This window comes from Streptomyces sp. NPDC006624 (assembly GCF_040611555.1).
Taxonomy (GTDB): domain Bacteria; phylum Actinomycetota; class Actinomycetes; order Streptomycetales; family Streptomycetaceae; genus Streptomyces.
This window is the reverse complement of record NZ_JBEXOM010000008.1, coordinates 42,526-67,802: the sequence shown is the minus strand read 5'-3', so window position 1 is coordinate 67,802 and position 25,277 is coordinate 42,526. Positions and strand designations below refer to the sequence as shown.

Sequence of the window (25,277 nt, the reverse complement as noted above, 5' to 3'; positions counted from 1 at the left end):
GTGGTGCCGGTGAGGTTGGTGCCGTTGATGGTGACGGTGTTGCCGCCGGTGGTGGGTCCGTTGGCGGGGGTGAGGCTGGTGATGGTGGGTGCGGGGACGGTGGTGTAGGTGTAGGGCACGTTCTGGGTGCTGGTTCCCGTCGGTCCTGTGACCGTCACCTGGACCGTGCCGCTTCCGGGGGGAGTCTTGGCCGTGATCTGGGTGCTGCTCACGACGACCATGTCGGTGGCAAGGCGGGAGCCGAACCTGGCCGCGATGGCGCCGGTGAAGCCTGAACCGCCGATGGTGACGGGGGTTCCCCCCGCCGGACTTCCTTGAGTGGGGCTGACGCTGGTCACTACGGGGGCCATGACGCATTTCTCCTTCTCGTTCCGTGAGGACGACTGCGCCCTGACCGGTGACTGTCGGCCAGGGCGCGGGGTGCTACCGCCGACCGCCTCATGCGATGCGGCCGACGGCGGGCGTGGGGCGTGCCATCTGTCACCCGTAGAGGGCGATCAGGTGACCGTCATGGCGGTGGTGACCGGGGTGCCCACGTGGGAACCGCAGGTCTCGACGGTGATCGTCACCAGCCCCGGAGTCAGCCCTTCGGGCACGGTGCTTGTGATGAAGGTGCCGAAGGCTTGGGCGGTGGGGTCCGGCACAGCCGGGTTGACGCCGTCGTCGTACGTGACGGAGATCAGGTTCTCCAGGTTCGTGCCGTTGATCGTGACCGATTCCCCCGCGGCCGCCGTGGTCGGGACCGTCGAGGTGAGGGTCGGCGGGTTCTGGTACGTGACGAACGTCTGCCCTGTCGTGCCGGTGCCGCCCGGAGTGGTGACGGTGATCGGCAGACTCTCCGAGGAGCCGGCCGGGCTGTAGTCCGGTGGGGTGACGGTGACCGCGGTGTTGCTGCCGCCGGACGCGAAGCTCACCGGGGTGAGAGCGCCCACGTTGACCGTTCCCCCGGCCGCGAAGCCGGTTCCCGTGACCGTCACCGTCTGTGCGTCGGTTCCGGGGGTGCTGGTCACGCAAGGGGGGCTGGACGTGGCGGTGCTGGGCGAGGCGACGACGAAGAACGGCATCGCGTTGCTCCTGGCCCCGTTCGAGGCGTTGACGCCGACCGAGACCTGGCCCGAGCACGGGGCGGTGGAGGGAACCGTGAAGGTGACCGTGGTGGAGGTGACTGAGGTCGGAGTGACGACGGCACTGCCGAAGTTCACCGAGACGGTGGTGCCCATCGCCGTGCCGGTGAGGGTGACGACGGTGCCCATCCTGCCCTGGGTGGGGCTGATGGAAGTGATGGTTGCCATGAGCCTTTCTCCTTTGACGGTGTCGCTCCGCGGAGCGGCGTGAGGGAAGCGGGCCGAGTGAGGCCCGCGCTTGTCGACCGCACCGGATTCCGCCGGCGCAGAGAGGGATGAGATCGCGGAGTGGGAGGACTTGGACCTCAGGGGGCCCGCGTCGCCATGGCCTTGAGGGGAGACCGCATGAAGAAATGGCGACTTACGGGGGGACCGTTGCCTCGTGGCCGGCTGCGTGAGGACGAGTCGGATGGGGAGCGGCTGGGCGCCGAGGTCATTCTGGTGCCGAGTTTCTCGCCCGATACGAGTGAAGCAAGCGCGCGATGAGCAGGGAAGGTGCGGAAAGGTATTTACGGGGGCTTATGTGACAATATTCAAAAGCTTCGTGTGAATATCGAGCACGCTGGCGTGCGCCCCTTTTTTCTTTTTCCGTACTCTTTCCGTACCTCTTTCTCCGGCGGTGGACGCCGGGTCACCGACGCGGCAGTGCCTCCGTACCGGGGACGTTCCCGCGCACACTTCGCCCGCGGGGCGGCTCCGTCCGTAAGCGGGTGGCTCGCGACCGGGCCTGTCGTCGCGTCAGGCAGTGGGAAGGGCCGACCGGTTGGGATGGTGGCCACGACGCTGCCCACGAAGCCGAAGCCGAAGCCGAAGCCGAAGCCGGTGCCGGTGCCGGTGCCGGTGCCGGTGCCGGGGAAGGGAATCGGGCTGCCGGCCGGAGGGGCACACAAGGGAAAACCCCTGGATGACGGCCGGCGGGGCGACGAGGAAGAACGGCAGCGGATTGTTTCCGGTGCCGTTCGAGCGAGCGACGCTGCCCCGGGCCTTTCCCGCCCTGCCCGGTCGGCGCCGCGGCGGTGGGCGCGGTGCCGTCGGGGTGCGACGGTGACGGTGTCCTCGGCCTGTTCGCTTTCATGGCGGGAAACAGGCGGGTAAATCCATGGCGGGAGACAGGCGGGGAATGCGGGAAGTGCGGGAAGTGCGGGGTGCGCCTGTCCGGTCGTGCCGGGCCGCCTTCCCGCGTGGAGTGTGCATTGCTGGTGGTGGAGCGGGCCTCGGCACAGAGATGTGAGGGCGTGACCACGACCGTGCCCGACAGCTCGGCGCCGCGCAGCTCGTCGTACCGCGTCGGCCCGGCGACGCCTCTTCGCGTCAAGCAGACGGGTGACAGGTGCGGCAGGGTGTGATCAGGGCTCCATGCTGCGTACGTGACGATCCGGCAGTGCGTCGGCGTGCCCTGTTCGCCGGAATGCGCCCCGCTGGCGCTCGGCGGGTTCGCGCAGGGAAACGCCGTGCCCCGGGACATCGCTCCAGGGGCACGGCGTTGTGGGCTCGGGGGTCGCCTCGTGACTCACCCCGTGCAGCCGGCGAGCGCCGGGACGCAGTTGTTCGGGTTGTTTCCGGTGACCGTGGTTGCGGTGAGCCTCACCGTGCCGCCGTCGGAGAAGATGCCGCCGCCCTGGCCGCCGCCCGCCGTGTTGCGGGTGACCCTGCCCGCGGTCGTGTGCGTGGTGCCCGCGTGACCGTACAGACCGCCGCCGTCCAGTGTGGCGGTGTTTCCCGACACCGTGGTGTCCTGCATCAGCAGCGTGCTGCCGAAGTTCGCGACCCCGCCGCCGTAACTTCCCGCCGTGTTCCCGGTGATCCCGCCGCCGTTGACGGTGAGGTTCCCGGCCCCGGCCAGGACACCGCCGCCCTCGAAACGGGTCGTCCTGTTGCCCTGGATCGCGGGACTGCTCAGCAGCGTCGTTCCATAGCTCGCCAGACCACCGCCCGTACTGCTCGCGACATTGCCGGAGATCGTGCCGGCGTTGGACGTGAGCCTGGCGGAGGTGCTGACGTGGATGCCGCCGCCGTCCCCGGCCGTGTTGCCTGCCACCTTGGTCAACGAAAGGGTCGTCGTGCCACCCGGGGCGACTGCGATGCCGCCGCCGTTGTTGCTCGCGGTGTTGTCGGTGACGGTGGCCCAGGCCATGTTGAGCGTGCCCAGGGTGAGGATGCCGCCGCCGTCGGTGCCCGTCGGCGGGGTCGTGGCCCGACCGCCGGACACCGTGACCCCGCCGACCGTGAGACTTCCACCCGACGCGACCTCCGCGATGCGGAAGTCCGGCGCTTGCGGACTTCGTGTGATGGTCGACCGGGTACCGGTGATGGTCACGGTGCCGGTGATGACCGGGAGTCCGGCGGGGCCGTCGGAGCCGGTTGCCGCGGCAGACGTCAGCGTGTAGACGCACCCGGTGGCCAGGGCGACGGTCCCGCCTCCTGGGGCGCTGTTGGCGTTGCTGACCGCTGTGACCAGCGCCGCCGCGTCCCCGCAGGGTACGGGAATCGCGGCGGACTTCTTGCCCTCCGGTTTCGTCTGGTGGTCGTCTGCCGACGCGGGAACGGCGGACGACCACGCCGATGCGGCCAGCGCTATGACGGGGACGAAACCGCGGAGTGACGTCGAGAGTCGCACGAAGTGTCTCCTCTTTGTGTGCTCGGGGAGTGTCAGGATCAGACTCTGGGGCCGCACGGCGATCCGCATCCGTTGACGTACTGGCAGAGTGACGTCGCTCTTCCGCGTGACGGGCGGTCGACTGGACGACGCCCCGGCGGGGTCGCCCGCAAACGGCGAAGCGGACGCAGGTGACTGGACCGGCGCCGACGGGCGAGCCGACGCCCCCCACGGCGCTCACGGCGGGTTCGGGACCGTGGTGCCCGGGCTCACGATCAGCAGGCCCGTACGGCAGATCGCGAGCACCGCATGCGACGCGGGGCTGGACCCGGGCGGGCGCGCCCTCACAGGGTCGATAGTGTTCCTAACTAATGAATTGTGCCCGTTCGTCGCACGGCACAATGGAGGAATGTCCACGCCCCTGCAGATCGGTCCGCACACCGTCCAGCCGCCCGTCGTCCTGGCCCCCATGGCCGGGATCACCAACGCGCCCTTCCGCACCCTGTGCCGGGAGTTCAGCGGTGGCAAGGGACTGTTCGTCAGCGAGATGATCACCACCAGGGCCCTGGTCGAGCGCAACGAGAAGACCATGCAGCTCGTCCACTTCGACGCGAGCGAGCGGCCCCGGTCGATCCAGCTCTACGGTGTGGACCCGGTCACCGTCGGCAAGGCCGTCCGCATGATCGCGGAGGAGGACCTCGCCGACCACATCGACCTGAACTTCGGCTGCCCCGTGCCCAAGGTCACCCGCAAGGGCGGCGGCTCCGCGCTGCCGTACAAGCGGAACCTGCTGCGGGCCATCCTGCGCGAGGCCGTCAGCGGCGCCGGCGAGCTGCCCGTGACCATGAAGATGCGCAAGGGCATCGACGACGACCACATCACCTACCTCGACGCCGGCCGCATCGCCGTCGAGGAGGGCGTCACCGCCATCGCCCTGCACGGCCGCACCGCCGCCCAGCACTACGGCGGCACCGCCGACTGGGACGCCATCGCCCGGCTCAAGGAGCACGTCCTGGAGATCCCGGTGCTCGGCAACGGCGACATCTGGTCCGCCGAGGACGCCCTGCGGATGGTCCGCGAGACCGGCTGCGACGGCGTGGTCGTGGGCCGTGGCTGCCTGGGGCGGCCGTGGCTGTTCGCCGACCTGGTCGCCGCCTTCGAGGGCCGCACCGAGGACATCGCCCGGCCCTCCCTGCGCGAGGTCGCCGACGTCATGGTCCGGCACGCCACCCTGCTCGGCGAGTGGATCGGCGACGAGTCCCGGGGCGTGATCGACTTCCGCAAGCACGTCGCCTGGTACCTCAAGGGCTTCGCGGTCGGCTCGGACATGCGCAGGCGCCTGGCCATCACCTCGTCCCTGGAGGAGCTGCGCTCCGGCCTGGACGAGCTGGACCTCGACCAGCCCTGGCCCGCCGGCGCCGACGGGCCCCGCGGCCGCACGTCCGGCAACAACCGGGTGGTGCTGCCGGACGGCTGGCTCAAGGACCCGTACGACTGCGCCGGGGTCGGCGAGGACGCCGAACTGGACACCTCCGGCGGCTGATCAGCCCGTGGAGGGGTGCGGCGTGGAGCCGTACGCCTTCAGGAACCGGTCGCGGAAGGAGCTCATCTTCCACACCGGCGCGTCCCGGGCGGGCTTCAGCCCCTCGGTCCAGTGCCAGCCGGCGATCCGGTCCAGCACCTTCGGGTCCTTGGCGACGATCGACACCGGCACGTCGCGGGAGGCGCGGACGCCGCTGACCCGGGCGATGGGCTGGTGGTCGCCGAGGAAGACCAGGACGGTGTCGTCGGTGCCGTAGCGCTGGAGCCACTGGGTGAGGCTGGTGACCGAGTACTGGATCGACTTGCCGTACTCCTGGCGGGACTTGGTGGTGTCGGTGATGACGTCCGACGCCTTGTTGCCGGCCTTCTGGATCGCGTCGAAGACCGAGCCGTCGCCGAGTTCGTCCCAGCCGACCATCCTCGGGATCGGCGCCCAGGGCTGGTGGCTGGAGGTCAGGATGACGAAGGACATCAGCGGCCTGTCGCGCTCGACGCCGTGCACCCGGCGCTCGAACGCCTCCAGCGCGTACTGGTCGGGCATGGTCGACCAGCTGAACTTGGGCCCGCGGTAGCCGAGGTCGAAGGCGTCGTAGAGCCGGTCCAGGCCGTACCACTTCTCCTCCGGCCAGCCCTTCTGCACGCCCGGCATGACACCGGCCGTGTCCCAGGCGCCGGTCTTCTGGAACGCCTTGGTGAGGGTGAGGTGGTCGCCCGCGGTCACCGTGCGGTAGCGGCGCTGGTTGTCGATCCACAGGCCGGACATGGTCGTGGAGTGGCCGAGCCAGCTGCTGCCGCCGTACGTCGCCGAGGTCAGCCAGCCGCTGCGGGCGGCGTAACCCGCCTTCTCCAGAGCCCTGGTGCTCGCGTCCAGGGTCCGGCCGACGCCGGGCGCCATGACGGGGTCCTCGATGGCGCTGCGGCCGTAGCTCTCGATGAACGTGAAGACCACGTCCTTGCCGCGCAGGTCCGTCAGCAACTGCTCGGGCGGGGTGGCGCCGAAGGTGTCCGACCGGGCCTCCCGCGCGAACGCGGCCTCGTCGCGCAGGGACTCCACCGTCCGCTGCGCGTGCACGCGCAGCGCTCCGGCGCCCCGCTCGGAGGCGACCGGGGCGCCGAACAGGGTCAGGCCCAGGGCGGAGCAGGTGACCCAGACGGTGCCGGCGACCAGGGCGCCCTTGGTCGCCCGGGCCCGGTGGCGGGCCAGCACGCCGGCCAGCCGGACCGTCGCCGCCACCATGACGGCCGCGACGAGCACCACCAGCACCGCCGCCCCGACGGCGGCGGCGGTCGCGACACCTCCGCCCAGCGTGTCCCCGACGTACGCCTGCGCGTCGGGCAGCAGGTCCCAGTCGAGCGCGGCGTTGAAGCCCCGGCCCAGGTACTCGTTGAACCCCATGTCGAGCAGGTTCAGGGCGGTCAGCACGGTGAGACCCAGCCCGTACAGCACCGCCGCGGCCAGCCGGGGCCGGCGCGGCAGCGCCAGCAGGACGACCGCCCCGACGACCGCCTCCGCCGGGATCCTCACGAAGCTGCCCGGACCCAGGGCCGGGAGGGTGCTCGGCATCAGCAACGCGCCCAGGACCAGGGCCGCGCCGAGGAGCGTGGTGCCCAGGCGGAGGGCGCGAGCGGGGCGGGGGTGCCGGGTGCGCCAGGCACGCAGCTGAGCCAGGCGGCTCCCGGGGGAGACGGGGGAGGTGGGGGAGGCGGGGGACGGGGCCGGCGGCGCCGCCTTCGCGTCGCCCTCCTGCGTCCCGGCCCGCTCCTCGCCCTCCCTCTCGCTCCCGGCCCCGAGGGCGCCGTCACCCGGCTGTGGTGACGCGCCGAAGCGTGTGAAGACAGGCACCCGGAGGTCCTTCCCGTGCGGAACCCACTGACGTGGCGGACCCGCGTGGGGGGACGGGTCCGCCTCCGTTCCGTACGGGGCGCCCTCCGGGTGCGTTCAGCCCGGCGGGCCTACGCTCGGCAAACACCAGGCAAACGCCGGGCCGACCGGCGCTCAGACGCCGCCGACCGCCGTGAGCAGCGCCAACGGCGCGGACGCCGAACGGGATTCACGCACACACGCGTGCGGGTACGGCACCGGCTCTGGGTGGGTGTCGCGGCCGTATCCCGCGAGGACCTCCGGCAGCCGGTTCCCGGCCGTGGCCGCCGCGTCGACCAGACCGCCCGCGACGGCCCGCGCCTCGTCGTGCAGCCCGTAGCGGGCCAGGCCCAGGGCGATCAGCGCGTTGTCGTGCGGCCAGACCGAACCGCGGTGGTAGGAGAGCGGGTGGTACGCCGGCTGCCCCGCTGCCAGGGTGCGCACGCCCCAGCCGGAGAAGAAGTCCGGTTCGAGCAGACGCCGGCCGACCTGTTCGCCGTACTCCTTGTCCAGCAGCCCCGACCACAGCAGGTGCCCGGCGTCGGAGGCGAGCGCGTCGACCCGGTCGCCCCGGCCGTCGAGGGCGAGCGCGGGGAAGGAGTGCTCCGGCATCCAGAAGTCCCGCTGGAAACGGTCGCGCAGATCCCCGGCCGCCTGCTCCAGCAGCTCCGCGTACGTGGCGTCCTGCCACACCGTGCGCGCCAGGACCGCCGTGCGGCGCAGCGCGTCGTAGGCGTATCCCTGGGCGCCCGCGGCCGTCACGGGACCGTGGGGGCGGGTGCCCTCGGCGGAGCAGATCGCGCCGGGGGAGTCCTTCCAGTTCTGGTTGGCGAGACCGCCCTGGTCGGCGCGGTAGACCAGGTAGCCGCGGGAGGTGAGGCCGCCGTGGTCGAGCATCCAGCCGACGGCGGCACGGGCGTGGGACTCCAGGCGGCGGGCCAGGGCCGTGTCGCCGGTGTGCTCGGTGTACGCGCCGAGCAGCACGAGGAACAGCGGTGTGGCGTCGACCGAGCCGTAGTAGCGGCCGTAGGGGACCTGGCCGAAGTGGGCCAGCTCGCCGAGGCGCACCTCGTGCACGATCTTGCCGGGCTGGGCGATCTCGTCGGCGGCCGATCCGGTGGCCTGGGTCGCGGCGAGCGCGGGCAGGGTGGCGGCGGCCAGCCGCGGGCGGTAGGGCAGCGCGAACAGGGAGGTCAGCAGGGCGTCCCGGCCCAGCAGCGTCAGGAACCAGGGGGCGCCGGCGGCCGGGACGCGCAGCTCCTCGCCGTCCGGGCCGGTCGCCGGGACCTGGAGCGCGGCGAGGTCGGCGAGACCCCGGGCACAGGCTGCGGCCAGCTCGGGCCAGCCGGTCGGGAAGGCCACGCCCTGCGCGAACTCCTCCTCACGTGCCCGCAGTTGGCTCCGGGCGGCGGCGGGGGAGCGGGGCACGCGCAGGGCGCGCTTCTCGCCGTGCGGCCGGGCCATGACGCGCAGCACCAGCTCGGCCGTGCCGTGCGGTTCCAGGTCCAGCGCCCACACCAGGCGCCGGGCGCCGGTGCCGGTCTCCTCGACGCTGTCCGGCTGCGGGTCGGCGGTCACGGTCGTGACGGACCGCCACTCGCCGCGCCGGTAGGCGAACTCCACGCCGTGCCCCAGGACCTGGCGGGAGCGGACGGCGCCGGCCTTCGTGTAGGTGCGGTGGTCGGAGCGCAGCTCGAACTGGTCGGTGAAGTCGGCGTCGGCGGTGACCGCGAGGTGGACCGTCGTCGGCACCGGGCGGTTGCTGGTGACGCGCAGCGACTCCACGAACGAGGAGTCGCCGACGGCCTGTTCGCGGAAGAGCGTGTACGCGGGCGGCTCGTTGCGCCCGCCGCGCGGGACGAGGACGCAGGTCGCGGTGGAGCCGTCGGCCACCGGAGTCAGTGTCTCCGGCACGGCGCCGTCGACGGTGAGCTGCCACCGGCTCAAGTGCCGGGCGTCCCGTACGAACAGGCCGTCCGGCGCGCTGCCGCCCCGGTAGCCGCTGATGTCGCCGCGGTCGCCCACGGCGGCGAACGTCTGGCCGTGCACGAGCAGATGATGCCGGTCCGTCATCCGGACTCCTTCGTGGGTACCCCGGTCTTCAGGCGGGGGAGGAGACGAAGCTCCTGCGGGCAGGGCGGGGGAAGATGAATCGCCGCCAGGGCGATTCGGTGTCTGGAGCCTCCGGCCGACAGCCGCCGCTCACACGGAATCCGATACGGTGTGAGGTGTGACGCAGCAGGTCAAGCGGGCTTTCAAGTACCGCTTCCATCCGACGGACGGGCAGGCGGCTGAGCTGTCGCGCACGTTCGGCTGTGTTCGCCTCGTCTACAACAAGGCGCTGGAGGACCGCACGCGGGCCTGGTACGGCGAGCAGCGCCGGATCTCCTACGTGCAGTCGTCGGCCTCGCTGACGCAGTGGAAGAAGACCGAGGAGCTCGCCTTCCTGACGGAGGTGTCCTCGGTCCCGCTGCAGCAGGCGCTGCGCCATCTGCAGACGGCGTTCGCCAACTTCTTCGCCAAGCGTGCCGAGTACCCGCGCTACGGGGACCTCACCGTCCGCAACCTGCTGAAGAACGGCAAACTCGCGCGCGCCATCAGTGACGCGTCGTGGACGGAACTCCGGTCGATGCTGGAGTACAAGTGCGCCTGGTACGGGCGTGAACTCGTCGTGGTCGACCGCTGGTTCCCGTCCAGCAAGCTGTGCGGGGCCTGCGGCACGGTCGCGGCGAAGCTGCCGCTGCACGTCCGCGCGTGGACGTGCGACTGCGGCGCCGTGCATGACCGCGACGTGAACGCGGCACGCAACGTTCTGGCCGCCGGGCTGGCGGTGTCTGCCTGTGGAGACTGTGTAAGACCTCAACGGGAGTCCTCCCGGACGGGGCGGTCGTCGGTGAAGCAGGAACCCCAGCGGGCGACCGCTGGAATCCCCCGCCGCTAGGCGGGGGAGGAAGTCAACCCCGGTCCCCTCTCTGTTCGTTCGCCGTGAGGCCGTTCCTGTCCCATGCGGGCCGGTCGTGCAGCAGGTCGAGCGTGAGCGCCGCGGTCCAGCCGAAGCCGGCGGCGCCGCAGGCCTGCCCGGTGTAGGGGTCGACGTACTCCGCGAAGCCGGAGGCGCCGGCGGTGTGCAGCAGGCCCTTGCGCAGGGCGTCGGCCCGGCCGCGTTCGCCGTGCAGGCGCAGCCCGCGCTCCAGCAGCCAGTTGGTGTTGAACCAGGCCGGGCCGCGCCAGTAGCGGTGCGGGTCGAAGGCCTCGCCCAGCAGGTCGTAGCTGGGCACCAGGCGGGTCGTGCCGCCGAGGCCGAAGTGCGGTCCGCAGACCGTGCGGACCAGGGTGGCGGCGAGGTCGCGCGGCAGGCCCGGCAGCAGCAGCGGCACGAGCCCGGAGACACCGCGCTCGGGGATCGGCTCCCCGGCGCGCACGTCCCGGCACAGGAACATCCCCGCCGCCGGGTCCCACAGCCGCTCCAGCAGGGCCGCCGTCAGCCGCTCCGCGCGGTCCAGCCGGGCCGAGCCGTCCGCGCCCAGCTCCCGCACGATCCGGGCCAGGGCCTGCTCGGAGGCGATCAGCAGGGCGTTGAACGCCGGGTCCTCGACGGCGAAGTCACCGGACGACCGCCCGTCGCGGCCCGCCCCGCCCGGCTCGTCGGCGTACCCGCGGTCCCGGTAGCCGGCCGCCAGCCGCACGTACCGCCCGTAGTCCAGGTCCGTCGGCCGGTCCGCGGGCGAGCCGTGGGCCAGGTCGGCGCGGCGGAAGGAGCGGGCCGGGGCCGGGGTGACCCGGGACAGCGGGCGGTCCCAGCAGGGGCTGTTGTCCATACCCTGTTCCCAGGGGTGCACCACGGACACCAGGCCCGCGCCGCCCAGGTCGCGCCGGTGCAGCAGGTACCGGTGCCAGGCCGCGAGCCGGGGGGCGACCCGGGCGAGGAAGCCGCGCGCCCGCGACAGGCCCGGGTCCGCCAGGTGCACCAGCCAGGCGGCCAGCGCGTGCACCGGTGGCTGCACGATCCCCGAGGTCTGTACGGTGCGCGGGGCGCCGGCGGCGCGCCCCGCGGTCGAGGAGCGCCAGAAGTCGGGGCTCGGGAAGTACGCGTCGAGCGGCACGGAGGGGTTGAAGACGATGTGCGGGACGCGCCCGTCGGCCCACTGCGCCGCCAGCAGCGTCTCCAGCTCCGTCTGGGCCCGTAACGGCGACAGGTGCCGCAGGCCGATCGCGATGAACGCCGAGTCCCACGACCACTGGTGCGGGTACAGACCGCGCGAGGGCACCGTGGACGACCCCGTCCAGCCGGCCTCCAGCACGGCGGCGGCCCTGACGTGCAGGCCGGACGGGGCGGCTGACGGATCGTATGCGACGGTGCGTCCCGCGGGACGAGGGGCGCGTGGGACGGTGCGGTCCACTCGGGGCTCTCCGGAAGACGTCCGGCCGCCCCGGTTCGGCGGCGGCGACGATGTGGTTACGTCTATTTAACACGCAAAACCCACTATGTAAGGCAAGGTTGAGAAACACAAGGGGGTGTGCATGACCGGACAGCCCGGGAGAACCGGACGAGGTGCGGGCAGCGCCGGCGACCTGCTCGCACTGGTGCGCAGTCGCCGCGCCACGACCCGGGGTGCCCTGCAGCAGGCGACCGGCCTGTCCCGGGCCACCGTCGGGCAGCGGCTGGACCGGCTCTTCCGCGCGGGCTGGCTGCGCGAGGGCGCCGGCGGGCCGGTGGACTCCCCGCAGGGCGGACGCCCCTCCATCACCCTGGAGTTCGACGACGAGCACGCGGTGGTCCTGGCCGCCGACCTCGACACCCGGCACGCGCGGGCGGCCGTGCTGTCGCTGAGCGGTGAGATCTTCGCCGAGCACTCCGGGACCCTGGCCGTCGAGGACGGCCCGGACGCCGTGCTGGGCGAACTCGGGCGCTGGTTCGCCGAGTTGCTGGAGAAGGCCGGGCACGGGGCGGAGACGGTGTGCGGGATCGGGCTCGCGGTGCCCGGCCCGGTCGACACCGGGACCGGCCGCGTCGTCCAGCCGCCGATCATGCCCGGCTGGGACGGCTACGACATCAGGACCCGGCTGGCCGGGGCGCTCGCCGAGCACACCGGCACCGGCCCGGTGCCCGTGCTGGTGGACAACGACGCCAACCTGATGGCCTACGGCGAGCAGCGCACCGGCTACCCGGACTGCTCCGCCTTCGTACTGGTGAAGGTCTCCACCGGCATCGGCGCCGGGGTCGTGGTCGACGGCTCGGTCTTCCGGGGCATCGACGGCGGCGCCGGCGACATCGGGCACATCCGGGTGCCGGAGGGTGCCCGGGCGCTGTGCCGGTGCGGTTCCTACGGCTGTCTCGCCGCCGTCGCGAGCGGCCGCGCGGTGGCGCGGCGGCTGGCCGAGGCCGGGGTGCCGGCGGCCTCCGGGTCGGACGTGCGGGACCTGCTGGCGTCCGGGCACCCCGATGCCGTCGGGCTCGCCCGGGAGGCCGGGCGCCGCGTCGGCGACGTCCTCGCCACCGTGGTGACCCTGCTGAACCCCGGCGTGCTGATGATCGCCGGAGATCTGGCCGGAACCCCCTTCCTGACCGGTGTGCGCGAGCTGCTCTACCAGCGGGCCCTGCCCCGCTCCACGGCCCACCTGGACGTGGTGACCTCACGCCTCGGCGAGCGAGCGGGCCTGGTGGGAGCGGGTGCGATGGTGGTGGAGCACCTCTACGCGCCCGAGCGGGCCGAGGAGCGGCTGCGGGCGCTCGGCGTGTGACGGCCCGGTTTCGGTACGAAGACGCGTCCGCATGGTGAAATCCGTGCGGCTGTGGCAGCGTGATTCTCGCCACCCCTGATAAGGGTTGCGCTCAGATGAGCGGATCATGGGCGACTGCACTTCTCCAAAGGGTGGCACTCAGTGCCACCCTTTGATCGTTCATCGAGCGAAATCAAGCGTGCAGGAACACCGCTCATATGAGCACTCGACGGGCTTCGGAGAGGGTCCCGCGTTCAAGAAGTGAAAACATGCGGCTGCGATCGCTTGCTCAGCCTTGACTTTCGATCCGCTGGCGGACGAGTGGTTACAGGCGCATGACGCACAAGTGGACGTACCCAGGCGCCTTTGATCTGGGTATGTTCCTGCCCGTCAGGGCAGCCACCGCGTCCTCGAGGAGTCGAGACCCGTGTCGGAAAACAAAGATCCCCACGTAGCTGAGCACGGTAAGAACGTTGAGGGCGTGAAGTTCGTCTACGACTTCACCGAGGGCAACAAGGACCTCAAGGACCTCCTGGGTGGCAAGGGCGCCAACCTCGCCGAGATGACGAACCTGGGCCTCCCGGTCCCGCCCGGCTTCACGATCACCACCGAGGCGTGCAAGGTCTACCTCGACAGCGGCGAGGAGCCGGCGGCACTGCGTGACGAGGTGAGTGCGCACCTCGAGGCCCTCGAAGCCCGGATGGGCAAGAAGCTCGGCCAGGCGGACGACCCGCTGCTGGTGTCGGTGCGCTCGGGCGCCAAGTTCTCCATGCCCGGCATGATGGACACCGTCCTCAACATCGGCCTCTCCGACAAGTCCGTGCAGGGCCTCGCCAAGCAGGCCGGCGACGACCGGTTCGCGTGGGACTCCTACCGCCGCCTGATCCAGATGTTCGGCAAGACCGTCCTCGGCGTCGACGGCGAGCTGTTCGAGGACGCGCTGGAGGCGGCGAAGGCGGCCAAGAAGGTCACGGTCGACACCGAGCTGGAGGCCTCCGACCTCAAGAAGCTCGTCACCAAGTTCAAGAAGATCGTCAAGACCGAGGCCGGCCGGGACTTCCCGCAGGACCCGCGCGAGCAGATGGACCTCGCCATCAAGGCCGTCTTCGACTCCTGGAACGGCGACCGGGCCAAGCTCTACCGCCGCCAGGAGCGCATCCCGCACGACCTGGGCACGGCCGTCAACGTCTGCTCCATGGTCTTCGGCAACCTCGGCCCCGACTCCGGCACCGGTGTCGCCTTCACCCGCGACCCCGCCTCCGGCCACCAGGGCGTCTACGGCGACTACCTGCAGAACGCGCAGGGCGAGGACGTCGTCGCCGGCATCCGCAACACCGTGCCGCTCGCCGATCTGGAGCGCATCGACAAGAAGTCGTACGACCAGCTCATGCAGATCATGGAGACGCTGGAGAACCACTACAAGGACCTCTGCGACATCGAGTTCACCATCGAGCGCGGGGTGCTGTGGATGCTGCAGACCCGCGTCGGCAAGCGCACCGCGGGCGCCGCCTTCCGCATCGCGACCCAGCTGGTGGACCAGGGCCTGATCGACGAGGCCGAGGCGCTCACCCGTGTCAACGGCGCCCAGCTCGCGCAGCTGATGTTCCCGCGCTTCGACGAGAGCGCGAAGGTCGAGCAGGTCGGCCGCGGCATCGCCGCCTCGCCCGGCGCGGCCGTCGGCAAGGCCGTCTTCGACTCCTACACGGCCGTCAAGTGGTCCCGCTCCGGCGAGAAGGTCATCCTGATCCGCCGCGAGACCAACCCCGACGACCTGGACGGCATGATCGCCGCCGAGGGCATCCTCACCTCCCGCGGCGGCAAGACCTCCCACGCGGCCGTCGTCGCCCGCGGCATGGGCAAGACCTGTGTCTGCGGCGCCGAGGAGCTGGAGGTCGACACCAAGCGCCGCCGGATGACCGTGCCGGGCGGGCACGTCGTCGAGGAGGGCGACGTCGTCTCCATCGACGGCTCCACCGGCAAGGTCTACCTCGGCGAGGTGCCGGTCGTGCCGTCGCCGGTCGTGGAGTACTTCGAGGGCCGGATGCACCCGGGCGCCGACGACGCCGACGAACTGGTCGAGGCCGTGCACCGCATGATGGCCTTCGCCGACCGCAAGCGCCGCCTGCGGGTGCGCGCCAACGCCGACAACGCCGAGGACGCGCTGCGCGCCCGCCGCTTCGGCGCCCAGGGCATCGGCCTGTGCCGCACCGAGCACATGTTCCTCGGCGACCGGCGCGAGCTGGTGGAGCGGCTGATCCTGGCCGACACCGACGCCGAGCGCGAGGAGTCCCTCAAGCAGCTGCTGCCGCTGCAGAAACAGGACTTCGTCCAGCTCTTCGAGTCGATGGACGGCCTGCCGGTCACCGTCCGCCTGCTCGACCCGCCGCTTCACGAGTTCCTGCCCGACATCACGGAGCTGTCGGTCCGCGTGGCCCTGGCCGAGTCCCGCCAGGAGCCGCACGAGAACGAACTGCGCCTGCTGCAGGCCGTGCACCGGCTGCACGAGCAGAACCCGATGCTGGGTCTGCGCGGTGTCCGTCTCGGCCTGGTCATCCCCGGCCTGTTCACCATGCAGGTGCGGGCCATCGCCGAGGCCGCGGCCGAGCGCAAGGCCGCCAAGGGCGACCCGCGCGCCGAGATCATGATTCCGCTCGTCGGCACGGTCCAGGAGCTGGAGATCGTGCGCGAGGAGGCCGACCAGGTCATCGCCGAGGTCGAGGCGGCCTCCGGCGCGCAGCTGAAGCTGTCCATCGGCACCATGATCGAGCTGCCGCGCGCCGCGCTGACCGCCGGTCAGATCGCCGAGGCCGCGCAGTTCTTCTCCTTCGGCACCAACGACCTCACCCAGACGGTGTGGGGCTTCTCCCGGGACGACGTGGAGGCGAGCTTCTTCACCGCGTACCTGGAGAAGGGCATCTTCGGCGTCTCCCCGTTCGAGACGATCGACAAGGACGGCGTCGGCTCGCTGGTGAAGCTGGCCGCCAAGGCCGGCCGCGAGACCCGGCCCGACCTGAAGCTCGGCGTCTGCGGCGAGCACGGCGGCGACCCGGAGTCGGTCCACTTCTTCCACGAGGTCGGACTCGACTACGTCTCCTGCTCGCCGTTCCGCATCCCGGTGGCCCGCCTGGAGGCGGGCCGGGCGGCGGTCCAGTCCCAGGGCAGCGACCACCGCTAGCCCGGGGCACCTGGAATCCGGAGCCGTCGTCGGTCCCCGACCCTCACCGATCGCGGCGGCTCCGGTGCACGGAGAAGAGGGGGCGGCACCTTGTGCGGAGGTGCCGCCCCCGCTCGGCTGTTCAGGGCGCTCCGTTCAGGTACGGCAGGGTTCGGGCGCAGCGCCCGCCGGGCACGGATCCGGGTATGCCCTCCTTGCGCCTTTTGGCTCCGGTCGTCCTGTCCTTGTCCCTCCTCGCGCCGGCCCCCGCCGCCACCGCCGCGCAGGATCCGGTCGTGGCGGCTCTGGAGCGGGCCGCCCGGCCGCTGCGCACCGCCGAACCGCACGGGGACGCGCGGGACCTGGGGCCGCTGGGGAGGGCGGCCGGGGACGCGGTCGTGGTGGGGATGGGCGAGGCGGCTCACGGGTCGCACGAGTTCCTCACCCTGAAGGACCGGGCCTTCCGGTACCTGGTGGAGCGGCGCGGCTTCCGCACCTTCGCCCTGGAGACGGCCTGGAGCACCGGGGTGCGCCTCGACGAGTACGTCGTGCACGGCAAGGGGGACCCGGAGCGCATCATGCGCGAGGACTTCCAGTTCACGTACGCGCTGAACCCCACCGCCGAGAACCTGCGACTGGTGGAGTGGATGCGCGCGTACAACCTCCGGCACCCGCACGACCCGGTCCGGTTCACCGGCGACGACTGGGGCTACACCGGGCCGGAGCTGTACGACCGGGTGACCGGGTACGTGGGACGGGTCCGGCCGGACCTGACGGACCGGTTCGAGGAGCTGTACCGGGGCCTGCGGCCGGCCGTGTCCTCCGGCGCGTACCAGAAGGCGTACCTCGCCCGTCCGCTCGCCGAGCGGCGGGAGATGGCCTCCCGGACCGGACGCGCCCGCACGCTGCTCGCGTCACTGCGGCCGCCGCACGGGGCGGACGCGCGGCGTGAGTTCGCCGAGGTGCTGCAGCACGCCACGGTCATCGACCAGACCGCCACCGGGTACGCCTTCGACTTCGCGGACCCGGTGCAGGTCCGTGAGGCCATGCGCTGGCGGGACGAGGTCATGGCCGGCAACGTCCTGTGGTGGCACCGGCACACGGGCCACCGGATCCTGCTCTCAGGCCACAACAACCACATCGGCTACGACCCCGAGAACCCGCAGGTCCTGCCCCGGACACAGGGCGCCGTCCTGCGGGACCGGCTCGGCGGCGGCTACCTGAGCGTCGGACTCACCTTCGGGCAGGGCTCGTTCAAGGCCACCGACCCGGAGGAGGTGCACATGCTCACCCACACCGTCGGGCCCATGGGGCCCGGCAGCAACGAGCACACCCTCGACCGGGTCGGGTACGACCGCTGGGTCCTGGACCTGCGGACCGCCCCGGCGGCGGCCCGGCACTGGCTGGCCGGGGCCCGGCCCCTGCGCACTGTCGGCACCTCCTACCCGGAGCCGCGCAACGCGTTCGACATCGCGCTGGGCCGCTGCTTCGACGTCCTGATCCATCAGGACCGGGTGCGGGCCGTGGACCTGCTGCCCGCGCCCTGAGCCCGGCTCACCGGCCGCACAGCTTCCGGTCGATGAGGTCCTGGAGGATCTTCTCGGTGCGCAGCAGCCGGTCCTCGTCGGTGGTCCGGCCGTTGACGGTGATCACCACGGACCGTTTCCCGTCGGCGGTGAAGCCCGTCCTGACGAAGGTGCCCTCCAGATCGCCGTGGTGGCCCCAGCGGCCGCCCCCGCACGGCAGCGGCTGCCGCATCAGGCCGAGGCCGTACCGCATGCCGGGGGTGTACCGCTGGTGCTCCTCGTTGCCGGGCACGGTGGAGCGCAGGGCGGCGAGTTCGCGGGGCGGGAGCAGCTCGCCGGTGAGCAGCGCCGTGAAGAACCGGTCCAGGTCGCGGGAGGTGGAGACCAGCGCACCGGCGGCGTCGGCCCAGACCATGGAGCGGACGGTGGTGTCGGTGAAGCGGTCCGACCCCTCGAAGCGGTGGTAGGTGCGCGCGTGGGGGCCCCGCAGGTACGGGTCGTCGCCGGGGACACGGGTGCCGCGCAGGCCCAGCCGGCGGACGATCCGCTCGTGCACCTCCTCGGGCCAGGGGCGTCCGGCGGCCCGCTCGACGACGGCGCCGAGCAGCAGGTAGCCGGTGTTGGAGTAGTTCCAGCGCGGGGCGGGGTCGCCGGGGGCGGCCGGCGGGAAGTCCGGTGCGTGCTCCAGCGCGGCGGTGACCAGCCGCCGCGGGTCGACGCGGTCCAGGCGCCGCCGCTCGAAGTCGGCGGCGGTCCGGCCGGTGAACCGCGTGGTGTCGATGTCGTGCAGTCCGCCGGTGTGCTGGAGCAGGTGCCGGAGCGTGATCCGGCGGCCGTCGTTGCCGTGGCCCCGGACCCGGCCGGGCAGCCAGTGCTCCACCGTGTCGTCCAGGGACAGCCGCCCCTCGGCGGCCAGGTGCAGGACGGTCGCGGCCACGAAGGACTTGGTGACGCTGGCGGCCCGGAAGCGCGCCCCGTGCGGCACCGGCCGCCCGCCGCCGAGGACGGCCTCCCCGGCGGCGGCGTGCTCGGTGTGCCGCCCGTCGCGGACCCGGACGGTCACGCTGACCGCGCCGGTGGCGTCCAGGACGGCGGCGGCCTCGCCCCGCAGCGAGGGCGTCGCGGTACCGGACGAGGGCGCGGTACCGGACGAGGGGCTGGTCAGGGCGAGGCACAGGGCGAGGCAGACGACGGCGAGCGCCGCCGCGCGGCGGGAGGCGGTCACTGGGGCCGTCCGTCCCGCAGGCACACGACGGTCCCGGTGAGGGCGGCCGTGTGCAGGGCGGTGAGGGCGGGCAGCGGGGTCGCCAGCCGTGCCGGCGCCAGGTCGGCGAGGGCGAACAGGCCGTCCTCGTCGTGCTCGGCGCTGCGCCGGACGCTCACCCCGGCCGGGAGCCGGCCGCCGAAGAAGTAGAAGTCGAGCACCGGTCCGGTGTCCTTGACGTCGGCCCGGTGGTCGTAGCCGACGAACCGGAGCGGGTGCGCGAGGACGATCCCGGTCTCCTCGCACACCTCCCGGCGCGCGGCGGCGACGGGATCCTCGCCGCGGTCGAGCATGCCGCCCGGCAGACCCCACAGCCCGGCACCGGGCTGGCCGCCGGAGTAGCGCAGCAGCAGGACGCGGTCCTCGGCGTCGAGCAGCAGGACGCAGGACGCGACGATGGTCTGCGGCAGTGTCTTGACCCACTCGGCGTGCGGCAGCACGCAAGGAGTGTTCGGGGCGGGCGCGGTCGTGTCCACGTGGTGTTCCTTCCGTCGACGGGACGGCCCGGCCGGGCCGTCCGCACGGTGGAACGGCCGGGCCCGCCGAAGGTCACCGGCAGGTCCGGCTCAGGTGTCGCAGGCCACCCCGTCGCCGTCCCGGTCCAGGTGGGAGGCGTACCCCGGTTCACCCCGGCGGATGGGGGCGGCGCCGGCGGCACGGACGGCGCTGCAGTTGGCGTAGTACACGTCGCCGCCGCCGTCGTCGTCGTCCGCGGTGCCGGAGCCACCGCCCCCGGCCGCTTCGGCCGTGACCGTGGTGGTGACCTCGACGGTCTTCGTGGCGGTGACGGTGGGAGCGGGGTCCGGCTTCTCGGCGGGCGGTGTGACGGTGGCCGTCGCCGTCGCCGTCGCCGTGACGGCGGGCCGCGGCTTCGCGGCGGCGGGCTCGGCGCCGGCCGTGCCCTCGCCGCCGGTGCCGAGCCCGGCCCCGGCGAAGAGGGCCAGGCCGAGCGCGGGCAGCACGTAGCGCTTGCGGGCCCAGCGGGGCGCCGGCCTGCCGGACGGCGGTGCGGGCGGGGCCGGATACGGGTGGGTGTGCGGGCCGTTGTGCGGATGGGTCATGGTCGTCCCCCCGGAGGTGATGCGCGAGGGGACGACCGTAGGACCCGGCGGAGCGTCATGAGGGAGAGGTGGCCAACTTGTGATGGTCACGTGAAGACGGGGAGGGTTAGGAGCGGAACGGTCCCTTCACTTCGTACGTGATGCCGCCCGAGGAGCTGCCGCTGGTGCCGCGCTGGCTGGAGAAGTACAGGCGGGTGCCGTCCGGGGAGAAGGCAGGGCCGGTGATCTCCGAGCCGGACTGGCCGTCGACGCGGAGGAAGGGGGCCACGACGTCGTCCGGGGTGATGACGCAGATCTCCATGGTGCCGCCGTCCTCGGCGACGAACAGGTCGCCGGAGGCGGCGCCGGTGACGTTGTCGACGCCCGTGAGCGGGGCCGTGCCGCCGGTCACCAGGGAGTCGTCGTAGGCGAGTTCGATCGTCTGGGCCGCCGCGTCGTACTGCCAGACGCGGTTGTCGCCCTTGGTGGTGAACCAGCAGGTGCCGTTCGCGTAGTGGCAGCCCTCGCCGCCGTTGAAGCGCTTGGCGCCCGCGACCTGGTTGCGGGTCGCCGTCGCGCCGGTCGGGTCGGGCACCCGGGCCCAGGTGACCGGCCCGCTCGTGGCGCTGCCCGCCACCAGGACCTCCAGCGTCCCGGCGGACAGATCGCCCCAGGTCGTCGGGCGGAAGCGGTAGAAGCAGCCGTCCGACACGTCCTCCGTGAGGTAGACGACCCCGCGGACCGGGTCGGCCGCCGCCGCCTCGTGCTTGAAGCGGCCCATCGCGTCGCGGCGCACCGCCGGCTTCACGCCCCAGGGGTCCGTCTCGTAGACGTAGCCCCGGTCCACCTCCTCGCAGGACAGCCAGGTGTTCCACGGCGTCTTCCCGCCCGCGCAGTTCTGGCGCGTGTTCGACAGGATGCGGTACGCGCCGGTGATCGCGCCCGTCGAGGAGAACGCCACCGCGCTGGCTCCGCCCGAGGGGTTGATCTCGGAGTTGGAGACATAGATCCAGCCCGTTCCGTCGGCGTAACAGGCGCCGCCGTCCGGGGCGTTGTGCCAGGTGTACGACGTGCCCGAGACCCGCTGGCCGGAGCGGGCGATCACCCGGCTCGTGAAGCCCGCGGGGAGTCTGATGCCGTTGGCGTCCGGGGAGCCCAGCGGCCCGTAGGGGCCGGTGCCGGGCTGGGCGGGGGCCGCGTACGCGGCGCCGCGCCACAGGGTTCCGCCCAGCGCGGCGGACGCACCGCCGAGGACGGCCGCGCGCAGGAGGCTGCGACGTTCCACTCTCACTCCAAGAGGTGCCGTACCGGCCCGCCGCCGGTCGACGGCGGGGTCGTGCACAGGGGAGGCGGACACGGACGTTAGGGCAGCCGGGTTGACGGAGCATGGACACTTCGTGGCCGTGGGGCGGCGGCAGCTCATGGCCGTGGGGGCGGCGGCAGTCCTGGCCGCGGGGCCGCCGGCCTCGGATCCGGCCGCGCCCGCGGGGTACCGGCCCGGCACGCCTACGCGGGCAGGGCCGGTACCTCCCGTCTCGGCCTGCGGGGGCGGTCCCCGTCCGGCCCCGGCCCTTCGGCCTGCGGGCGCGCCGACGGCAGCCGGACCACCACGTCCAGACCGCCCGTCGCCGCCGCGTGCAGCGTCGCCTCCCCGCCGCTGGCGTGCGCGAGCCGCTGCACCAGGGCCAGCCCGAGCCCCGTACCGCCCTTGGGTGCCCCCGGGGCGCGCCAGAAGCGGTCGAAGGCGCGGGCCCGCTGCTCCTCCGTCATGCCGGGACCCTCGTCGGTGACGTGCAGGTCGACCCAGCGCGGACGGCTGTCGCGCAACGCCCGCCGGGGCGGCACCCGCAGACGCAGCTCGATCGTGACGGTGCTGCCCGCGGGGGACGCCCGCAGCGCGTTGGACAGCAGGTTGTCCATGATCTGCTCGACCGCCCCGGGCACCGCGAGCACCTGGCCCACGCCCCCCGCGAACAGCACCAGGGAGACGTCCTCCCGGGCGAACAGCGGCTGCCAGGTGCGGTGCCGCTCCGCGCAGACCGTGCCCAGATCCACCGCGGCGGGGATCGCCGCGTGCTCCTCAAGCCGGGCCATCGCCAGCAGCTGCTCCACCATCCGGGCGAGCCGGTCCGTCTCCGTGACGGCGGCGGTGAGACTGCCCCGGGCCCGGGCCCTTACGTCCGGCTCCAGGTTCTCCAGGCGCAGCCGCAGCGCCGCCAGCGGTGTCTTCAGCTGGTGCGAGGCCTCGCCCGCGAACGCCCGCTGGGAGGCCAGCAGATGGGCGAGCCGGGCCGCCGTGCGGTTGAACGCCGCCGCCAGGCTCCGCACCTCCGGCGGGCCGTTGGTGACCGGCACCGGCGCGAACCGGCCGCCCTCGGCCAACTCGTGCGTCGCCCGCTCCAGTTCGCGGATGGGCCGGCCCGCCCAGCGGGCGAACGCGAAACCGACCACGGCGACCGCCGTCAGCACCGCGCAGCCGCCCAGCGCCAGCAGCAGCCACACGTGGCGGACCCGCTCGTGCACCGTCCGCGTGGGCACCGTCAGCCACACCGCGCCCACCGGGCGCGCCTCCTGGCCGACCGGCGCGGCCACCGACAGGTACTCGACCCCGCCGATGGTGGAGGTGCGCACGTCGACCGTGGAGGTGCCCCGCAGCGCCGCGGCGATACCCGGCCGGGAGGCCAGGGAACCGGACATGCCGACGTCCAGCGGGTGCGAGGTGGCGAGCGGCGCGCCCGAGGCGTCGACGATCACCACCTTCCCGCCGATGCGCTGCGCGCAGTGCGCCACCCGCGTGGGCAGGTCCCGCTCGGCACGCCCCGCCGCCAGGGACAGCGCGGCGTACGCGGAGACCGACTCGGCCTCGTCCCGCGCCGCGTTGACCACCCGCTCCCGCTCCCCGCGCGAGTACACGAAGCCCAGCGGGATCTCCAGGCAGAGCAGCACCAGCACGGCGAGACTGAGGTAGCTGAGCAGCAGGCGGCGGGTCACGGAGAGGCCACCGGCGCGTTCGGTCCCGTGTGCACCGCCAGCCGGAAGCCGACCCCGCGCAGCGTCCGGATCCACGCCGGGTGCCCCAGTTTGCGGCGCAGCGCGGCCACATGGACGTCGAGCGTCTTGGTCGGGCCGTCGTAGTGCGGGTCCCAGACGCGGTCGAGGATCTGCTGGCGCGAGTAGACCGCTCCCGGGTCCTCGCTGAGCAGGGCCAGCAGATCGAACTCCTTGGGCGTGAGCGGCACGGCGGTGTCCCCGACCCAGACCTGCCGGGTGCGGCGGTCCACCACGAGCGGGCCCGGGTCGCGCGGCGGCTCGGGGGCGGGGTCGTACGACGGGGGCGCGGCCGGCTCGCAGGACAGGGCGGGGGCCGGCTCGTGGGCCGGTCCGCCCGGCAGCGGCTCGGCGGCGCCCGCGCCGGACGGGGCCTCGGGAAAGGCCTGCCGGGTGCGTTGCGTGCGGCGGGTCACGGCCCGGACCCGGGCGACCAGCTCCCGCACACTGAAAGGTTTCGCCAGGTAGTCGTCGGCGCCGAGCTCCAGCCCCAGCACGCGGTCGGCCTCCTCGCCGCGCGCGCTGAGGATGAGGATCGGCACGTCCGAGACCTGGCGGATGCCGCGGCAGACGTCGATGCCGTCCATGTCCGGCAGCCCCAGGTCGAGCAGGACGGCGTCGTTGTACGGGCCTCTCAGGCCGTCCGCGCCGGTGGCGACGTGGTCGACCGTCAGCCCGAAGTGGCCGAGCCCCTCGGTGAGCGGCTCGGCGATCGTCTCGTCGTCCTCGATGAGCAGCACTCGTATGCCCATACGTCCTGTCTCTCCGTGAAGCCGGCATGAAATCCACGCAGGGCGAATTCGCATTCCCTGCCGCGGAGCCCACACGCTACAAGAAGACCCTGATTCTGGGAATCCAGGGCAAGAAATGTGCTCGTACTGGCCGGCCTCTGGACTCTGCTTAACCTTCCTCTGTATGTCGGCCCTCTACGGTGGGATGCGCCAGACGAACTCCCTGCTCAGGAGGTTGCGTTGAAAGCACTGCTGGACCGTGCGCGCACGTTCAGGACCCGCGTCGAATGCGAAAGCGGCGCATACCGAAAACTGGCTGAGGGGCAATATCCGGAGGTGTTGTTCATTACCTGCTCGGACTCCCGCGTCATTCCCGCACTGATCACGGGCGCACGCCCCGGAGAGATATTCGAGCTGCGCAACGCGGGCAATATCGTGCCGCCGTACGGACGGCCCGGGGCCTCGGGGGAGGCGGCCACCATCGAGTACGCGCTGGAGGTGCTCGGAGTTCAGGACATCGTGGTGTGCGGTCACTCACACTGCGGCGCGATGGGCGCGCTGAAGTCCGGCGACGACCTGTCCGCCCTGCCCGGCGTCGACGCCTGGCTCCGCATCGCCCGCCCCGAGCTGACCCCCGTCCTGGAGACCGCCCCGGACGACCCGTCCCTGCCGGAGGTCTCCCAGGGCAACGTCGTCAACCAGCTTGAGGCACTGCGCAGTTACCCGGTGGTCCGCCGGCGCCTCGACGCGGGCCGGCTGCGCCTGCACGGCTGGTACTACGAGGTCGACACGGGCCGCGTCCACGAACTCGGCACCGACGGCGACTTCCGGGTGCATGCCGCGTGAGCGGGGCGCACGCGCGGGGACGTGGACGGGGCGGCTTCGGGGGCGGGCGTTCCCCCGGAGCGGGCGCAGGCCCGGAGGGCTTCGCCGAGCGGAGGGCGGGGGGTACCGAGGGGGACTTTTCCGGTGGGGGGCCGGGTGGGCCGCGGGGGGAGCCGACCGGTTGGGGACCGGGAGGACCGGGGGGACCGGGGGGATCACTGGGCGAGCAGGCGGATCGGGGAGCGGTTGGTTCGGTGGGGGAGCCGGGCTACTGGGGGTCCGAGGGATACGGGGGAGCCGGGGACTTCGGCACCTCAGGGGTGTCAGGGGGCTTTGTCGGCGACGGGGCTGACGGGCCGCCCGGGAGTTTCGCGAGCGGGGCGGGCTGGGGGCCGGCCGGAGCGGGAGAAGGCGCCGCGGCCTGGGGAACGGGGACATGGCCGGAGAGCGGAGCGGACTGGGGGGCGGAGGGGGCGCCGGGGGGCGGCTCGGACCGGTGGACCGGGGGACCGGGAGAGGGCCGGTCGGACTGGGGGACCGGGCACATGCCCGTGACCGGAACGGACTCGGGAACCGGCGGGATGCCGGGGAGCGGCTCGGGTTGGGAGACCGGAGGGCTGTCGGGCGTTCCGTCGGGATGGGTTGACGGGGCGGCCCCGGACGGGGGCAGGGCCGGAGCGCGGGGCGGCGGTGCACCGGGCCGCCGCTCGGGAGGCGGGCCCGGCGGCCGGGCCGCTACTGCGGGGAGCGGTCCTGCGGGACGCGCGGCCCACGGGCGGACGACCGGTGGCGCCGGTGGCGCGGCGAGCGGTGGCGGCGCCGGGGCCCTCGGCGATCTGATCCGC

General features: G+C 72.9%; 18 protein-coding genes and 1 pseudogene. 6 read left to right on the top strand and 13 right to left on the bottom strand.

The features are described from left to right. From ABZY20_RS17190 to ABZY20_RS17175, 4 genes and pseudogenes are all read right to left on the bottom strand, one after another. The coding region (locus ABZY20_RS17190) for an IPT/TIG domain-containing protein (protein WP_356442354.1) at positions 1–350 on the bottom strand (350 nt) is incomplete at its 3' end. Between the two features lie 147 nt (positions 351–497). After that, on the bottom strand, positions 498–977 hold the full coding sequence (locus ABZY20_RS17185; RefSeq protein WP_356442557.1) for a hypothetical protein: 480 nt from the start codon (positions 975–977) through the stop codon (positions 498–500). Positions 978–1,115: 138 nt separating this feature from the next. Next, a pseudogene (locus ABZY20_RS17180) lies at positions 1,116–1,253 on the bottom strand (IPT/TIG domain-containing protein); the annotation flags it as partial. 1,381 nt (positions 1,254–2,634) lie between these two features. Beyond that, positions 2,635–3,741, bottom strand: coding sequence for a right-handed parallel beta-helix repeat-containing protein (locus tag ABZY20_RS17175; RefSeq protein WP_356442353.1), 1,107 nt, complete (start codon positions 3,739–3,741; stop codon positions 2,635–2,637). A 388-nt stretch (positions 3,742–4,129) separates the two neighbouring features. Between ABZY20_RS17175 and dusB the strand changes: the two genes are divergently transcribed. After that, the gene (gene dusB / locus ABZY20_RS17170) at positions 4,130–5,263 is read left to right on the top strand and encodes a tRNA dihydrouridine synthase DusB (protein WP_356442352.1); all 1,134 of its coding nucleotides are present in this window, start codon (positions 4,130–4,132) and stop codon (positions 5,261–5,263) included. On the opposite strand, the gene ABZY20_RS17165 is transcribed toward dusB, so the two are convergent. Then, a complete protein-coding gene (locus ABZY20_RS17165; RefSeq protein WP_356442548.1) occupies positions 5,264–6,826 on the bottom strand; it encodes a CDP-alcohol phosphatidyltransferase in 1,563 nt (520 codons plus the stop codon). A 432-nt stretch (positions 6,827–7,258) separates the two neighbouring features. Next, the gene (locus tag ABZY20_RS17160; protein WP_356442351.1) at positions 7,259–9,196 is read right to left on the bottom strand and encodes a glycogen debranching N-terminal domain-containing protein; all 1,938 of its coding nucleotides are present in this window, start codon (positions 9,194–9,196) and stop codon (positions 7,259–7,261) included. A 157-nt stretch (positions 9,197–9,353) separates the two neighbouring features. On the opposite strand from ABZY20_RS17160, the gene ABZY20_RS17155 reads away from it, so the two are divergent. Then, positions 9,354–10,064, top strand: a complete 711-nt coding sequence (locus tag ABZY20_RS17155; protein ID WP_356442350.1) for an RNA-guided endonuclease TnpB family protein — start codon at positions 9,354–9,356, stop codon at positions 10,062–10,064. Positions 10,065–10,077: 13 nt separating this feature from the next. Here ABZY20_RS17155 and ABZY20_RS17150 read toward each other — a convergent pair whose 3' ends face one another. Next, positions 10,078–11,523, bottom strand: coding sequence for a hypothetical protein (locus tag ABZY20_RS17150; RefSeq protein ID WP_356442349.1), 1,446 nt, complete (start codon positions 11,521–11,523; stop codon positions 10,078–10,080). Between the two features lie 121 nt (positions 11,524–11,644). Between ABZY20_RS17150 and ABZY20_RS17145 the strand changes: the two genes are divergently transcribed. From ABZY20_RS17145 to ABZY20_RS17135, 3 genes are all read left to right on the top strand, one after another. Further along, positions 11,645–12,865, top strand: coding sequence for an ROK family protein (locus ABZY20_RS17145; protein ID WP_356442348.1), 1,221 nt, complete (start codon positions 11,645–11,647; stop codon positions 12,863–12,865). Between the two features lie 460 nt (positions 12,866–13,325). Next, positions 13,326–16,019: a pyruvate, phosphate dikinase gene (ppdK, locus tag ABZY20_RS17140; protein WP_356442347.1), complete on the top strand. Its 2,694-nt coding sequence runs from the start codon at positions 13,326–13,328 to the stop codon at positions 16,017–16,019. Between the two features lie 185 nt (positions 16,020–16,204). After that, on the top strand, positions 16,205–17,545 hold the full coding sequence (locus ABZY20_RS17135; RefSeq protein ID WP_356442346.1) for an erythromycin esterase family protein: 1,341 nt from the start codon (positions 16,205–16,207) through the stop codon (positions 17,543–17,545). A 7-nt stretch (positions 17,546–17,552) separates the two neighbouring features. On the opposite strand, the gene ABZY20_RS17130 is transcribed toward ABZY20_RS17135, so the two are convergent. The 6 genes from ABZY20_RS17130 to ABZY20_RS17105 form a co-directional block, all read right to left on the bottom strand. Then, complete coding sequence (locus ABZY20_RS17130) at positions 17,553–18,749, bottom strand: serine hydrolase domain-containing protein (RefSeq protein WP_356442345.1); 1,197 nt, start codon at positions 18,747–18,749, stop codon at positions 17,553–17,555. Beyond that, the gene (locus ABZY20_RS17125) at positions 18,746–19,264 is read right to left on the bottom strand and encodes an NUDIX hydrolase (RefSeq protein ID WP_356442344.1); all 519 of its coding nucleotides are present in this window, start codon (positions 19,262–19,264) and stop codon (positions 18,746–18,748) included. Before ABZY20_RS17125 ends, ABZY20_RS17130 begins: the two co-directional genes overlap by 4 nt. Positions 19,265–19,354: 90 nt before the next feature. Beyond that, positions 19,355–19,849, bottom strand: a complete 495-nt coding sequence (locus ABZY20_RS17120) for an excalibur calcium-binding domain-containing protein (RefSeq protein ID WP_356442343.1) — start codon at positions 19,847–19,849, stop codon at positions 19,355–19,357. Between the two features lie 106 nt (positions 19,850–19,955). Next, a complete protein-coding gene (locus ABZY20_RS17115; RefSeq protein WP_356442342.1) occupies positions 19,956–21,113 on the bottom strand; it encodes an alkaline phosphatase PhoX in 1,158 nt (385 codons plus the stop codon). A gap of 221 nt (positions 21,114–21,334) precedes the next feature. Further along, the gene (locus ABZY20_RS17110; RefSeq protein ID WP_356442341.1) at positions 21,335–22,819 is read right to left on the bottom strand and encodes a HAMP domain-containing sensor histidine kinase; all 1,485 of its coding nucleotides are present in this window, start codon (positions 22,817–22,819) and stop codon (positions 21,335–21,337) included. Continuing rightward, on the bottom strand, positions 22,816–23,628 hold the full coding sequence (locus ABZY20_RS17105) for a response regulator transcription factor (RefSeq protein WP_356442339.1): 813 nt from the start codon (positions 23,626–23,628) through the stop codon (positions 22,816–22,818). The genes ABZY20_RS17110 and ABZY20_RS17105 overlap by 4 nt, the downstream gene beginning before the upstream one ends. A 219-nt stretch (positions 23,629–23,847) precedes the next feature. On the opposite strand from ABZY20_RS17105, the gene ABZY20_RS17100 reads away from it, so the two are divergent. Beyond that, on the top strand, positions 23,848–24,453 hold the full coding sequence (locus ABZY20_RS17100) for a carbonic anhydrase (RefSeq protein ID WP_356442337.1): 606 nt from the start codon (positions 23,848–23,850) through the stop codon (positions 24,451–24,453). Positions 24,454–25,277 lie beyond the last annotated feature (824 nt).